The sequence below is a fragment of the Kribbella sp. NPDC104218 genome, assembly GCF_055584105.1.
In genome coordinates this window covers 826,726-839,231 of record NZ_JBVJMQ010000003.1, presented here as the reverse complement: position 1 = coordinate 839,231, position 12,506 = coordinate 826,726, and the positions used below count along the sequence as shown (strand labels likewise).

General features: G+C 69.9%; 15 protein-coding genes. 8 read left to right on the top strand and 7 right to left on the bottom strand.

The window, feature by feature from the left end:
* Positions 1-45 precede the first annotated feature (45 nt).
* Complete coding sequence (locus ACZ6ZD_RS28600) at positions 46-702, top strand: HAD family hydrolase (protein WP_465677010.1); 657 nt, start codon at positions 46-48, stop codon at positions 700-702.
* Between the two features lie 6 nt (positions 703-708).
* Here ACZ6ZD_RS28600 and ACZ6ZD_RS28595 read toward each other — a convergent pair whose 3' ends face one another.
* Both ACZ6ZD_RS28595 and ACZ6ZD_RS28590 read right to left on the bottom strand, forming a co-directional pair.
* Positions 709-999 carry a DUF1905 domain-containing protein gene (locus ACZ6ZD_RS28595; protein WP_465677009.1) on the bottom strand — a complete coding sequence of 97 codons (291 nt, stop codon included), beginning with the start codon at positions 997-999 and terminating at the stop codon, positions 709-711.
* Positions 992-1,942 (bottom strand): helix-turn-helix transcriptional regulator, encoded by a 951-nt coding sequence (locus ACZ6ZD_RS28590; RefSeq protein WP_465677008.1) that lies wholly within the window; start codon positions 1,940-1,942, stop codon positions 992-994. The genes ACZ6ZD_RS28595 and ACZ6ZD_RS28590 overlap by 8 nt, the downstream gene beginning before the upstream one ends.
* A 118-nt stretch (positions 1,943-2,060) precedes the next feature.
* On the opposite strand from ACZ6ZD_RS28590, the gene ACZ6ZD_RS28585 reads away from it, so the two are divergent.
* From ACZ6ZD_RS28585 to ACZ6ZD_RS28575, 3 genes are read left to right on the top strand one after another with little or no spacing between them, the layout of a single operon-like run.
* Positions 2,061-2,966, top strand: a complete 906-nt coding sequence (locus tag ACZ6ZD_RS28585; protein ID WP_465677007.1) for an LppU/SCO3897 family protein — start codon at positions 2,061-2,063, stop codon at positions 2,964-2,966.
* A gap of 40 nt (positions 2,967-3,006) precedes the next feature.
* Positions 3,007-3,843, top strand: coding sequence for a C40 family peptidase (locus ACZ6ZD_RS28580; protein WP_465677006.1), 837 nt, complete (start codon positions 3,007-3,009; stop codon positions 3,841-3,843).
* On the top strand, positions 3,840-4,616 hold the full coding sequence (locus ACZ6ZD_RS28575; protein WP_465677005.1) for an SDR family oxidoreductase: 777 nt from the start codon (positions 3,840-3,842) through the stop codon (positions 4,614-4,616). The genes ACZ6ZD_RS28580 and ACZ6ZD_RS28575 overlap by 4 nt, the downstream gene beginning before the upstream one ends.
* Here the strand turns inward: ACZ6ZD_RS28575 and ACZ6ZD_RS28570 are convergent.
* Both ACZ6ZD_RS28570 and ACZ6ZD_RS28565 read right to left on the bottom strand, forming a co-directional pair.
* On the bottom strand, positions 4,603-5,028 hold the full coding sequence (locus tag ACZ6ZD_RS28570) for an OsmC family protein (RefSeq protein ID WP_465677004.1): 426 nt from the start codon (positions 5,026-5,028) through the stop codon (positions 4,603-4,605). The two genes, ACZ6ZD_RS28575 and ACZ6ZD_RS28570, sit on opposite strands and share 14 nt — an antisense overlap.
* Before the next feature lie 30 nt (positions 5,029-5,058).
* Positions 5,059-5,709 (bottom strand): SDR family oxidoreductase, encoded by a 651-nt coding sequence (locus tag ACZ6ZD_RS28565; protein WP_465677003.1) that lies wholly within the window; start codon positions 5,707-5,709, stop codon positions 5,059-5,061.
* An 18-nt stretch (positions 5,710-5,727) separates the two neighbouring features.
* Here ACZ6ZD_RS28565 and ACZ6ZD_RS28560 point away from each other — a divergent pair, with 18 nt between their 5' ends.
* On the top strand, positions 5,728-6,543 hold the full coding sequence (locus ACZ6ZD_RS28560; protein WP_465677002.1) for an alpha/beta fold hydrolase: 816 nt from the start codon (positions 5,728-5,730) through the stop codon (positions 6,541-6,543).
* The gene (locus ACZ6ZD_RS28555; protein ID WP_465677001.1) at positions 6,527-7,447 is read left to right on the top strand and encodes a threonine/serine dehydratase; all 921 of its coding nucleotides are present in this window, start codon (positions 6,527-6,529) and stop codon (positions 7,445-7,447) included. The genes ACZ6ZD_RS28560 and ACZ6ZD_RS28555 overlap by 17 nt, the downstream gene beginning before the upstream one ends.
* On the opposite strand, the gene ACZ6ZD_RS28550 is transcribed toward ACZ6ZD_RS28555, so the two are convergent.
* Entirely contained in the window at positions 7,440-8,045 is a 606-nt protein-coding gene (locus ACZ6ZD_RS28550; protein ID WP_465677000.1) for a rhomboid family intramembrane serine protease, read from the bottom strand. The genes ACZ6ZD_RS28555 and ACZ6ZD_RS28550 overlap by 8 nt on opposite strands.
* 112 nt (positions 8,046-8,157) lie before the next feature.
* Here ACZ6ZD_RS28550 and ACZ6ZD_RS28545 point away from each other — a divergent pair, with 112 nt between their 5' ends.
* Positions 8,158-9,357 (top strand): Cmx/CmrA family chloramphenicol efflux MFS transporter, encoded by a 1,200-nt coding sequence (locus ACZ6ZD_RS28545; protein ID WP_465676999.1) that lies wholly within the window; start codon positions 8,158-8,160, stop codon positions 9,355-9,357.
* Here ACZ6ZD_RS28545 and ACZ6ZD_RS28540 read toward each other — a convergent pair.
* Positions 9,299-10,705 carry an APC family permease gene (locus tag ACZ6ZD_RS28540; protein ID WP_465676998.1) on the bottom strand — a complete coding sequence of 469 codons (1,407 nt, stop codon included), beginning with the start codon at positions 10,703-10,705 and terminating at the stop codon, positions 9,299-9,301. The two genes, ACZ6ZD_RS28545 and ACZ6ZD_RS28540, sit on opposite strands and share 59 nt — an antisense overlap.
* Before the next feature lie 144 nt (positions 10,706-10,849).
* On the opposite strand from ACZ6ZD_RS28540, the gene ACZ6ZD_RS28535 reads away from it, so the two are divergent.
* The gene (locus ACZ6ZD_RS28535; RefSeq protein WP_465676997.1) at positions 10,850-11,788 is read left to right on the top strand and encodes a transcriptional regulator TrmB; all 939 of its coding nucleotides are present in this window, start codon (positions 10,850-10,852) and stop codon (positions 11,786-11,788) included.
* On the opposite strand, the gene ACZ6ZD_RS28530 is transcribed toward ACZ6ZD_RS28535, so the two are convergent.
* Positions 11,789-12,409 (bottom strand): HNH endonuclease family protein, encoded by a 621-nt coding sequence (locus ACZ6ZD_RS28530; RefSeq protein WP_465676996.1) that lies wholly within the window; start codon positions 12,407-12,409, stop codon positions 11,789-11,791.
* Positions 12,410-12,506 lie beyond the last annotated feature (97 nt).

The following is a 12,506-nucleotide window of genomic DNA, read 5'->3' as shown; positions in this document are numbered from 1 at the left end:
CGATGATCGGTGCGCCCGGCCCCGGGCGCACCGGTTGGAGGTCTCGTGCTGCAAGCAGTTCTGTTCGATCTCGACGGGACGCTCGTCGAGCAGCAGCAGGCCGCCGCCCGCGCTGCCGTCGAGTGGGCCGCCGAACACGGCGACACCGGGCCGGACGTCGCCGTCCGCTGGGCGCGGATCTCCGAACATCACTACGGCCGGTACCAGCTTCGCGAGCTCACCTTCGCTCAGCAGCGCCGGGCGCGCGTCCGCGAGTTCCTGAACCGGCCTGACGTCTCGGACGCGGCGGCCGACGAGCTGTTCGAGGGGTATGTCTGGCGGTACGAGGCCGGGTGGAGTCTGTACGACGACGCCGTGCCGACCCTGCGCCGGGTCCGGGCCGCGGGGCTGCGCGCGATCGTCTTCACCAACGGGAACACCGCGCACCAGACCTACAAACTCGGGCGCTTCGGTCTCCTCGACGAGCTCGACGACTTCATCTCCGCCGAGCAGTTCCCGGCCGGCAAGCCCGACCCGCGCGCCTTTCAGCAGGCGCTCACCCAGGCCGGGCTGCGGGCGGACGAGGCGCTGATGGTCGGTGACTCGCTCGAGAACGACGTCCGCGGCGCGGAGGCCGTCGGGCTGCCGGCCGTCCTGCTCGACCGCCTCGGCCACCACCCCCAACTCCCCCACATCACCACCCTGACTGCTCTCACCTGGTGAGGGTGGTCAGGTGCGGAGGCGGAGGTGCAGGGTGGGGGTATCGCCGTCGTCGAGGTTCTCCGCTCGGCGGACAGCGGCTTTGAGCGGGACGATGTAGGCGCCATCCTTCGGAAACAGGGAGGTTTCCCAGGTGGTGTCGTTGATCTGGGCGGTGACGGGGATCATGCCCCAGCCGTAGCTGACGAGGGGTGACTCGGCTTCGAGGTAGGCGGACTCCTCGTCGGGGACGGTGACGAAGTAGAAGGGGGACGGGCCGCGCCAGTACCAGATCTCGCCGGTGAAGGTCAGGTCACGCATCGCCGGAGGCCTCCAGGAGTCGTTGGGCCAGCCGGCGGGAGGCCTGCTGGAGCTCGGGTGGGGAGACGATGCGGTACGGCGCGTGGATCGCGGTCAGCTGAGCGGCGTACCAGTCGGGCTCGTCGGTGCTGGCGAGCAGGCGGGTGCGGGCGGGCGTGACCTCCTCGAGGCGGCCCATGCTGCGGGCGATCCACTGGCGGACGTCGTCCACCGGCGCCTCGATCAGCACCTCCAGCGGGTACTTCCAGCCCGAGGACAGGTGTTCTTCGACGGTCGCCAGCGCGTCCAGGTCGTCGGGTGGGCAGAACTCGCCGCCGGTCTCCTCGACCGCGACAACCTTGTCGGCGCGCAGGACGCGGCGGGCGTCCTTGGTGTGCGACCAGCCGAGCAGGTACCAACGACCGCGCCGGACGACGACCGCCCACGGATCGACCTCCATCGCGGCGACCTCGCCGGGGCAGCGCTCGTAGGAGAGCGCGATCCGGCGGCGGTCCACGCTGGCCGCGACCAGGGCGGCGGTGATCTCCGGGTCCGGCGTCCGGACGCCGGGGTCGGAGCCGCGGGCGCTGACCTGGCGGACGGCGTCCGTCGCGCGGGCGACCGGCTCGGGGAGGACGCGGATGATCTTGCCGAGCGCGCTTTCCACCGGATCCGCTGCGCCGCGTGGGCCCTCCAGCACCGCCATCACCAGCCCGAGCGCCTCGGTGGTGCTGAACATCAGCGGCGGCACCCGCAGGCCGCGGCCGACGCGATACCCGCCGTACGGGCCGCGGACGGACTCGATCGGGATCTCGGCCTCGCGCAGGATCGCGACGTACCGGCGGGCGGCGCGTTCGGAGACGCCGAGTTTGCCGCCGAGCTGCTCGGCGGTGATCCCGGGCCGGTTCTGGATCAGCTCGAGCACGGTCAGCGTCCGCGCGGTGGGGCTCACGTCGTGCGCCATCGTCGTCCATTCCGGAAGGAGGTCGTCCGGTGTTGGATCCTAACCGACCGGTGCGGTGATCCCGGGGGAAAGTAAGGTTCACGGGTTCGATTCAGACTTCTAGTCCCAGGAAGTTCTCGTGACCTCAGTTCCCCCGCAGCCCCCGCAGAACCCGTACCCCGGCCAGCCGGGCGGGTACGGGCCCCCGCAGGAGCAGTTCCCGCAGTACAACCAGCCGGCGCCGCAGTACGGCCAGCCGCAGGGCCAGCCCCAGTACGGCGCTCCCCAGGGCCAGCCCGGGTACGGCGCTCCGCAGGGTCAGCCGCAGTACGACCCGCAGCAGTACCAGCCCTACGTCCAGCCGCAGCAGCAGGCGTCGTTCCCCCAGCAGCAGCAGTTCCAGCAGCCGGGTCAGTTCCCGCAGCAGCAGTTCGCCCCGGGGACCTGCCGGTTCTGCGGCGGCTACCCCGCGGTGGATGCGCTCGTTCGCGGCCACCAGGGCTACGTCATCGTGATGCGGTTCCTGAAGCTGCAGGGCCCGTTCTGCAAGACCTGTGGGACGGCGTCGGTCCGGAACATGACCGCGAACAGCCTGATCCAGGGCTGGTGGGGTCTCGCCTCGCTGATCATCAACCCGGTGACGATGATCGCGAACCTGATCACCTTCCAGAAGTTCAAGCGGCTGCCCGAGCCGCAGCCCGGCCCGGGCCGGCCGATGGACCTCGGCAAACCGCTGATCAAGCGTCCGCAGATCGTCATGGTGCTGATCCCGATCGCGATCATCACGGCGATCGTGATCGGCAACCTGACCACCACCTCGACTGCCGAAGCTTCGGTCGGCCAGTGCGTCCAGAACAAGGGCACCAACGACAAGCCCGAGGTCAAGGTGCTCGACTGCAGCAAGGCCGACGCCGAGTTCCGCATCATCGGCAAGGTTCCCGGCACCACCGACAGCAGCCGCTGCGAGCAGTTCCCCGGCTACGAGGCGTCGTACACGGTGCAGGAGCGCTACACCCGCTACACCCTCTGCCTCGGCAGCAAGTAATTCCCGCGCCACGCGGCCGCCGCTGTGACAGGGTGGCCGCGTGCCGCTGACTGTGCTCGGTATCGACGTCTCCCCCGAGCTACTGGCCCAGTGGGTCGACCGGCTGGCGCCCGACGAGCAGCCGTTCTTTGTGACACCTGACGAGGCCGCCGCCTGGGGTCTCCAAGGCAGCGAGCGTCAGCTGACTCGCGACGAGCGGGACACGTTTCTGGTGTACGACGTGGACGCCGCCGCCAGTGTGACCGTCTGGCTCACCGAGGAGCAGTTCAGCGCACTGGAGCCGGCGGTTCGCAGCCGGTTGGTCCGAGCTCAGGCCCGCTACGAGCGTGGCGCAGTACCGACGGTCCGGCGTTGGCAAGGGCTGCTTGGCGACGGCCTGCGCAGGCAAGCCGACGGGCACCGGTTCGTGTGGTGGCGGTCGCTGCTGGCCGAGCACGCGGCGGAGGTGCTTCCGGTCGTGGTGAGCGAGTGGCTCGGGCCCAGCCGGCATGCCGAGGTCAGGCGGTGGCCGACGGCGCTGCCTCGGGCTCAGGAGCTTGCGGGGACGTTTCCGCCGTTCAGCGGGCCCAACTGCTTCGGCACTGTGATGGCCGCGGCCGGTGCGGAGGATGTGTGGATGCAGCGTGAGCCTTTTGAGGCGTGGCTGGCTGGAAACACCAGACCGGGCGGCCGGGACGACGAGCCGGGGACGGTGTTCGTCTGGCGCGCGACCGACGGCAGGGTGAACCATGCGGCGATCACCCTCGGCGACGGCTGGATCCTGCACAAGCCGTCACAGTCCTGGTGGACGCCGCGGAAGGTGCGCACGGTCGCCGAAGTGCGACGCTCCAAGCGGGACGTCGGCCAACGGCTGTTGCGGCGTACGCTGACTCGGTGAAGCTGCTGGTCACTGGTGCCGCGGGGTTCCTGGGCCGCGAGGTCGTACGTCTGGCGACCGACCACGACGTCGTCCCGACGTACCACTCCACGCCGGTGGACGGCGGCGTCCACCTAGACGTCCTCGGAGACGTCCAAGCCGTCATCGACCAGGTCCGGCCGGACGCCGTGATTCATGCCGCGTTCCGGCAGGACGACTGGGCGACCACGGCGGACGGCCCCGCCAACGTCGCAGCCGCCGCGCGGGGCGCCAGGTTCATCCTCGTCTCGACGGACGTCGTCTTCGGCAACAGCCCGGAGCCGTACGCCGAAGACGCGTCGCCGTGTCCAGTGACGCCGTACGGCGCTGCCAAGGCCGCAGCGGAGACCGCGGTCCGCGCGATCCACCCGAATGCGCTGATTGCTCGGACGTCGCTCATCGTCGCCAGCGATCGGACGTCGCAGGCGGAGCGGCTGACGCACGCGCTGGCTGCCGGCGCGGCCGGAGCGCTGTTCACGGAGAACATCCGCTGCCCGGTACATGTGACCGACCTGGCGACGGCCCTGCTCGAGCTGACCACCAGCGACCACACCGGTATCACCCATGTAGCCGGACCGGAGGCGGTCAGCCGACTGGAGCTGGGCCGACTCATCGCCGTCCGAGACGGGCTGGACCCAGATGCGCTGCCGGAAACGCCAGGTGTCGAGTCACATGTCCGTCTGGACGGCGTCCGGACGCAGCGCCTGCTCAGCACGCGACTGCGCCCGGTGAGTGAGTTCCTCAGTCCGCAGTAGTGGTGACCGGCGTGCCCAGCTCGACAGTGCGGCTGACGGTGCAGAGCCGGTCGTGGGACATCTTCACCGCGCGCGGCAGCGCTTCGCGCGCCTTGTCGCCGTCCTCGCCCTCAGGGAAGCGGATCGTGAACTCGACCGCCAGGTTCTCCATCCGGTTGCCCTCTTCGGCGTCGCGGACCTTGTCGCCGCGGACGACGGCGCTGAACTCCGACGGCTCGGCGCGCCGGCTGACCACCACGTCGACGTCGATCGCCGAGCAGGTCCCGATCGCGGCCAGCAGCAGCTCGACCGGCGTGAAGTCGGTGTCGTCACCGCCCGAGCCGACCGTGATACTGCCGCCCCGGACGTTCTGCACCCGGTAGCTGCTGTTGCTCAGCCGCTCGAACGTGACGTGTCGCGAACTGTCGCCCATTGCCTTCACAATCTGTTGCCAGTGGCAACGTCAGAGGTTCTCGAGCGCGTCGGCCACCGGGACGTCCCCGGCCACCAGCTCGAGCGTTCGGCCGATCGCGGCCCGGGTCGTGCACAGCCCGGCGAGCACCAGCGCGACGTCGTCGCGGGTCACCTCGCCGCGGCCGGTCTTGTCGGCCAGCTTCACCAGACCGGTGCCGCGCTCGTTGGTCAGGTGCCCGGGACGCAGGATCGTCCAGTCCAGATCGCGGGCGCGCAGGTCGTCCTCGGCCGCCTTCTTCGCGCGCAGGTAGATCGTGAACGACTCCTCCGGCGGCAGCTCGTCGACGCGGTCCGCGCCCATCGAGCCGACCTGGATGTGCCGCCGGACGCCGGCCTGGCCCGCGGCCTCGGCGAACAGCGCGGCCGCACCGCGGTCGACCGTGTCCTTGCGGTCGTTCCCGCTACCCGGGCCGGCGCCGGCCGCGAAGATCGCGACGTCCGCGCCCTCCAGGACGGCGGCGACCGAGTCGGTGTCGGCGTCCTCCAGATCCAGGACGGCGGCCTGCCCGCCCAGATCCGCGACGTCGGGCAGATGGTCCGGGTTGCGCACCAGCCCGACCACCTCGTGTCCGTCATCGCTCAGCAGCTTGGTCAGCCGCAGGGCGATCTGTCCGTGTCCACCCGCAATCACGACTCGCATACCCCGAGCCTAACCCGCATGGGGCAGACTGCTTACGTGCCGTACGCAACAGCGCAGGACGGAACTCGCATCGGCTACCAAGTCAGTGGCGAAGGGCAACCACTCGTGCTGCTGGCGGGTCAGTCCAACAACCACACCTGGTGGGATCCGGTGCGCCCCGACTTCGAGACGACGTACCGGACTATCACGCTGGACTGGCGGGGCACCGGCGTCAGCGACAAACCGGACGAGGTCTATTCGACCCCTGGATTCGCGGACGACGTCATCGCCGTCCTGGACGAGCTCGGTCTGCCGTCGGCGCACGTGTACGGGACGTCGATGGGCGGCCGGGTCGCGCAGTGGGTTGCGATCAACCACGCCGATCGAGTCCGTGGGCTCGTGCTCGGTTGTACGTCGCCGGGGCCGGCCCATGGGTACGAACGCAGCCAAGAGCTGCGCAAAGCGCTGGCGGATCCGATCCGCGCCGGCCGGGTGCTCATCGATCTGATGTACACCCCGCGGTGGCGGGCCGCGAACCCCGGGCCGTATCCGGTGCTCGGGGACGCCGGGATGCCGCCGTACGCGAAAGGCCGGCATCTGGTCGCGAGCAACCGGCACGAGGCCTGGGAGCGGCTGGTCGAGATCTCCGCGCCGACGCTGGTCCTGCACGGCGCGGACGACATCTTCAGCCCGGTCGCGAACGCGAAGGTGCTCAGTGAGCGGATCCCTGGCGCGCGGGCCGAGGTGATCGCCGGCGCGCGGCACGCCTACTTCCACGAGTTCCGGGCGGTCGCCAGTCCGCTCGTCCTGGAGTTTCTTGCCGTGGCAGGGTTGAGGCATGACAGTTCGGGTTGAGGACGTGCAGGCGGCGGCGCAGCGGATCGCCGGACGGGTTCGGCGGACGCCGGTCATCGAGGTCGCGCCCGGGCTGACGTTCAAGCTGGAGCTGCTGCAGCACACCGGGTCCTTCAAGCCGCGCGGCGCCTTCAATCGGCTGCTGCTCGCCAAGGAGGAAGGCCGCCTGACCGGCCAGGGCATCGTCGCCGCCTCCGGTGGCAACGCCGGTCTGGCCGCGGCGTACGCCGCCCGCGAGCTCGGCGTACCGGCCCGCATCTTCGTCCCGGTCAACGCCCCCGCGCCGAAGGTCGCCAAACTGCACAGCCTTGCCGCGGACGTCGTCCAGGTCGGCAGCCAGTACGCCGAAGCCTACGAAGCTGCCCTGATCGCGCGCGACGAGACCGACGCCCTGCTCGTCCACGCCTTCGACCAGCCCGAGATCGTCGCCGGCCAGGGCACCATCGGCCTCGAACTGCTCGACCAGGTCCCCACCTTCGACACCGTCCTGGTCGCCGTCGGCGGCGGTGGCCTGGTCGCCGGCATCGCCACCGCCCTCGGCGACCGAGCCAACGTCATCGGCGTCGAACCAACTCAAGCCCCCGACCTCCACCGAGCCCTCCAGCACGGCTCCCCCATCGACGGCCCCGTAGGCGGCATCGCCGCCGACTCCCTCGGCTCCCGCCGCCTCGGCGACCTGGCCTTCGAAGCCGTCCAGCAACACTCCATCGGCTCCCTCCTCGTCGAAGAGGAAGCCATCATCGCCGCCCGCCACCACCTCTGGCACAACCACCACCTAGCCGTAGAACACGGCGCCGCCACAGCCTTCGCCGCCCTCCACTCAGCCACCTACCAACCCGCCCCCGGCGAACACGTACTAGTCCTCATCTGCGGCGCCAACACCGACCCGACGACCCTTACCTAGCCGTTTTCTTCTCGTCGGCGAGGAGCCAGGCGGATAGGAGGCCGGCTAGGGCGCCGAAGAGGTGGCCTTGCCAGGAGATGCCGTCTTGTGGGAGGAGGCCGGAGAGGAGGGCTGAGCCCCAGGTGGCGATGACTAGGACGCCGACGAGGACTTGGAGGAGGCTGCGGTTGAAGAGGCCTCGGGAGACAAGGTAGGTGGCGAAGCCGAAGACGAGGCCGCTGGCGCCGATGGTGATGGTGTGGGGTGGGGAGATGAGCCAGGTGCCGAAGCCGCCGATGACCGCGACGAGGGCGGTGACGGCGAGCAGGCGGGTGGCGCCGGACAGGGCGATCAGGGCGCCGAGCATGACGAGGGGCAGGGTGTTGGAGATCAGGTGGCCGAAGCCGAGGTGCAGGAACGGCGAGGTGATGATGCCGAGCAGGCCCTCGGGGTCGCGGGCGATGATGCCGTAGTTGTCGAGGCGGCCGTTGAGCGCGGTGTCGACGATCTCGCTGAGCCACATCAGCCCGAGCAGCGCCGCGAGCAGCTTGAGGCCGCCGCCGATCCGGGCCGTGTCGACCGACCGGCCGGTCCGTCGCGCGGGAGTCTGGTAACTCATGTCTCAACGATGCCGTATGACACAAGTCTCAGTCTGTGACAGGCGCGGCGACAGCGCAGAGTGATTCCTGAGATACTCAAGGTGGCTGTCCAGTGGGGCTTGGGGGAACACGATGCCAGTCGCCGTCTACGTACTCGGGTTGAGCATTTTCGCGCAGGGGACGTCCGAGCTGATGCTGGCCGGGCTGCTCCCGGAGCTGTCACACGATCTCGAGGTGTCGATCCCGGCCGCGGGGCTGCTGATCTCGGCGTTCGCGCTCGGCATGCTGCTCGGTGCGCCGATCCTCGCCGTCGTCACGCTCAGATGGTCCCGCCGGACGGCGCTCGCGCTGTTCCTCAGCGTGTTCGCGCTCACCCACGTCGTCGCGGCCCTCACGCCGAACTACGCCGTCCTGCTCGCGACCCGCGTGGTCGGCGCGTTCGTGTACGCCGGGTTCTGGTCGGTCGCCGCGGTCACCGTCATGTCGCTCGTCGCGGCCGACCGGCGCGCCCGCGCCATGAGTGTGGTCACCGGCGGCCTGACGGTCGCGACCATCGTCGGGCTCCCGATCGGCACGGTCCTCGGCCAGCACCTCGGCTGGCGGGCCGCGTTCTGGACGGTCGCCGGCCTGTGCGTGATCGCGCTGGTCGGCGTGCTGCGGACGATCCCGCCCGGCCGGCCGGATCCGGCGACCGCTCCCGACCTCGGCGCGGAGCTGCGGGCGCTGATCAACCCGCGGCTGTGGCTCGCGTTCGCGACGACCGCACTCGTCACGTCCGCGATCCTGGTCGTGTTCAGCTACCTCGCGCCGCTGCTCATCCGCGAGACCGGGCTGCCGGCCGGCGCCGTCCCCGGCATCCTGGCGCTCTACGGCCTCGGCTCGTTCATCGGGATCACGCTCGGCGGCCGCACCGCCGACGCGCTCCCGTTCCACACCTTGTTCGTCGGGATCAGCGGCCTGATCGCGCTCTCGGCGCTGCTCGCGCTGACCGCGGGCAGCCCGGTGGTCGCGATCGCGACGATCTTCCTGCTCGGCGGGTTCGGCTTCGCCGTCAACCCCGCCCTGAACGCCCGGGTCTTCAGCCTGGCCGGGGACGCGCCGACGCTGGCGACCGCGACGAACTTCTCTTCGTTCAACATCGGGATCTCGCTCGGGCCGTGGCTCGGCGGGCTCGCGATCGGAGCCGGGGCGGGTTACCCCGCCCTCGGCTGGATCGCGGTCGGCACCGGGCTCGCGGCCCTGGCCACGGTCGTCGTGGCCGCCTACCTGCCGGTCAGTTCACCGGACCACTCGGGTCGAGGTGCGACGGATCGAAGTCCGCGTGCCGCTTGAACACGTACTTGTTCAGCAGCCAGGTCAGCACCCACAGGACGACGCCGACCACCATCAGCCAGCCGGCGATCTTGTAGTCCTGGGTCGCGCGGCCGGACAGCGGGCTGGCCAGGTAGACGCAGAGCACGACGCCCAGCACCGGGAGCAGCGTCGGCGCGTGGAAGTGCTTGTGCTCGACCCGGTCCCGGCGGAGCACCAGGACGGCGACGTTCACGATCGCGAACACGCACAGCAGCAGGAACGCCGTCGTCCCGCCGAGCGCGGTGAGGTCGGCGTACCCGATCAGGAAGAACGCGAGCAGCGTGGTGAATAGGATCGCCACCCACGGCGTCCGGCGCTTGCGCAGCACCCGGCCGAGTGGACCCGGCAGCACCTTCTCGTGGGACATGCCGTAGAGCAGCCGGCTGGCCATCAGCATGTTGATCAGCGCCGAGTTGGCCACCGCGAACATCGTGATCCAGGCGAAGATCTCGAGCGGGAAGCCCGGAGCGCCCGCCTCGATCACCTTCAGCAGCGGCGCGTTGCCCTCGTTCAGGTCGTCCGGCGCGACCAGCGTGACCGCCGAGATCGCGACCAGCACGTAGATCACGCCGGTGACGGTGAGGCCGATCAGCATGATCTTGGGGAAGATCCGGACCGGGTCCTTGGTCTCCTCGGCCATGTTCACCGAGTCCTCGAAGCCGACCATCGCGAAGAACGCCAGCGCGGTCGCGGCCGTCACCGCGCCGAACGGCGACTCGCCGTCGGGCGTCTTGAACTCGGTCAGCCGTGAGGTGTCGCCGTCGCCGCTGGCGATCGCCCACACGCCGATCGCGATCACGATCAGCAGACCGGTCAGCTCGATCAGCGTCAGGACGACGTTCGCCTTCACACTCTCGCCGACGCCGCGCAGGTTCACCAGCGCGATCAGCGCCATGAACGCCAGCGCGACGATCAGCAGCACCGTGACCCGATCCTTGTTGATCCCGACCGCGGCGGCGAAGTTCGTCGAGAACGCCTTCGACGCGCTGGACGCCGAGGTCAGGCCGGAGCACATCACCGCGAACGTCAGCAGGAAGGTCAGGAAGTGGATCCCGAACGCCTTGTGCGTGTAGACGGCGGCGCCACCGGCCCGCGGGTACTTCGTCACCAGCTCCAGATAACTGGTCGCGGTCAGCATCGCGACGATGAACGCGCACAGGAACGGCAGCCAGACCGCACCGCCCACCTCACCCGCGACCTTGCCGGTCAGCGCGTACACGCCGGTGCCGAGGATGTCCCCGACAACGAACAGCAGCAACAGGCCGGGACCCATCACCCGTTTCAGCTCGGGACGATCCCCAGTCTGCTGAGCAGTCGTCTCACTCATCGTGCCTCCCTGCGATCGGAGCGTAGGGACATGCTGCCACCACAACGGCCCCACGTAACGCCGGGCGCGCGCCAAATCGGGCCTGGCGTGCGTCGGACATGACAGGAACCGGCCAGTGACCGGGTCAGGGGATAGCTTGATCGGATGCTGGAGCCGCTCGGGGTCGCGACGCCCGACGAGCATGCCTATCGGATGCTGCTGACCGCGCCCGGATCGGGTGTGCGGGAGCTTGCCGGGCTGCTGGATCGCACCGAGGACGACGTCGCCGACACCGTCACCCGGCTCGAAACACTCGGCCTGCTCACCCGGGCCGCCGAGCGCCTGTTGCCGACCCGTCCGGACGTCGCCGTCGACACTCTGGTCGCCGTACGCCGAGCCGAGCACGACCGGGTCCGCGCCGAGGCGCGGGAGATGATGTCCGCGCTGCGCGAGCAAGAGCGTCACCAGCCGGAGAACCTGGTCGAGGTCGTCGTCGGGCAGGAGTCGATCGCCGCTCGCTTCGCCCAGCTGCTGAACGGCACCCACGAGGAGCTCCTCGTTCTGGACCGACCGCCGTACGCCGCCCCCACAGACGACTCGGACAGCCGAGTCCGCGGGCTGCTCGGCGAGGGGGTCAAGGTACGCGGCATCTACTCCCCCGACTCGTTCGAACGACCAGGTGGCGTCGACGACGCCTACAGCGCGGCGGACGCCGGTGAGTCCTCACGGACGCATCCGCTCGTCCCGATGAAGCTGGCCGTGTTCGACCGCCAGGCCGCATTGCTACCGCTGTCCGTCGACGCACTGGTCGACAGCGCGCTCGTCGTGCACCCCTGCTCGCTGCTGGACGCACTGGTGGAGATGTTCACCCTGCTCTGGGACCAGGCCGTCCCGGTCGTGCCAGCTGAGACTCCTGACGCGCTGGACTCGCGGCTGCTGACACTACTGTCGGCTGGCCTGAAGGACGACGCGATCGCCCGGCAGCTCAATCTGAGCAGCCGGACGGTCGGTCGCCGAGTCGCCGAGCTCATGGACACGCTCGGCGCGCGCACCCGGTTCCAGGCCGGCGTCCACGCCCAGCGTCGCCGTCTGCTCGGCGAATAGTCAGCAGCTGGCCAGCATCTGCTGCAGTGCGGTCTTCTCCGTGGGCTGCAGCGACAGCGCGTAGGTGTGCTTCACCCAGATCCACTCCCGCGCGTAGACGCAGTGCACCGAGGTGTTGGTCGGCTTCCACGCCGCTGGGTCGGAGTCACCCTTGGAACGGTTGCTGGACGCCGACACCGCGATCAGCTGCGCGATGCCGAGGTCGTTCGCGAACTGCTCGCGTTTGGCAGTCGTCCAGCCGCTCGCGCCGGACTTCCACGCCTCCGACAGCGGCACGATGTGGTCGATGTCGATCGCGGAGTCGTCCTCGACCCACACCGCGTCGTACACGCTGTACCAACGGCCGCCGGTCGGCTCGCAGTTGGCGTCGACCGTCACACCGGAGCCGTCCCGCTTGAGCACCTGGTCGCGGGTGTCACAGGTGCCGGTCACGGTGTGCCAGTGCGGGAACTTGTCCCGCGAGTAGCCGCTGCTCGAGCCTTCGGCCTTCACCGTCAGCCCGGCCAGCTGAGTGGCCGCGGTACTCGCGGACGGCGGTGTCGGCGGATATGCGAGTGCAGGGCTCGCAGACAGTGCCCAGACGGCGGTACCGGTCAGGAGTAGTGCAGTGGAGCGTCGCATCGGTCAGGCCTCCGAGGGTAGGGCGGATCCCCCCTGACGTTGCTGACTTCAGCCTTCCCCTGGCCGCACCGGCGGGAAACCACCCGCCGGTGAAAGC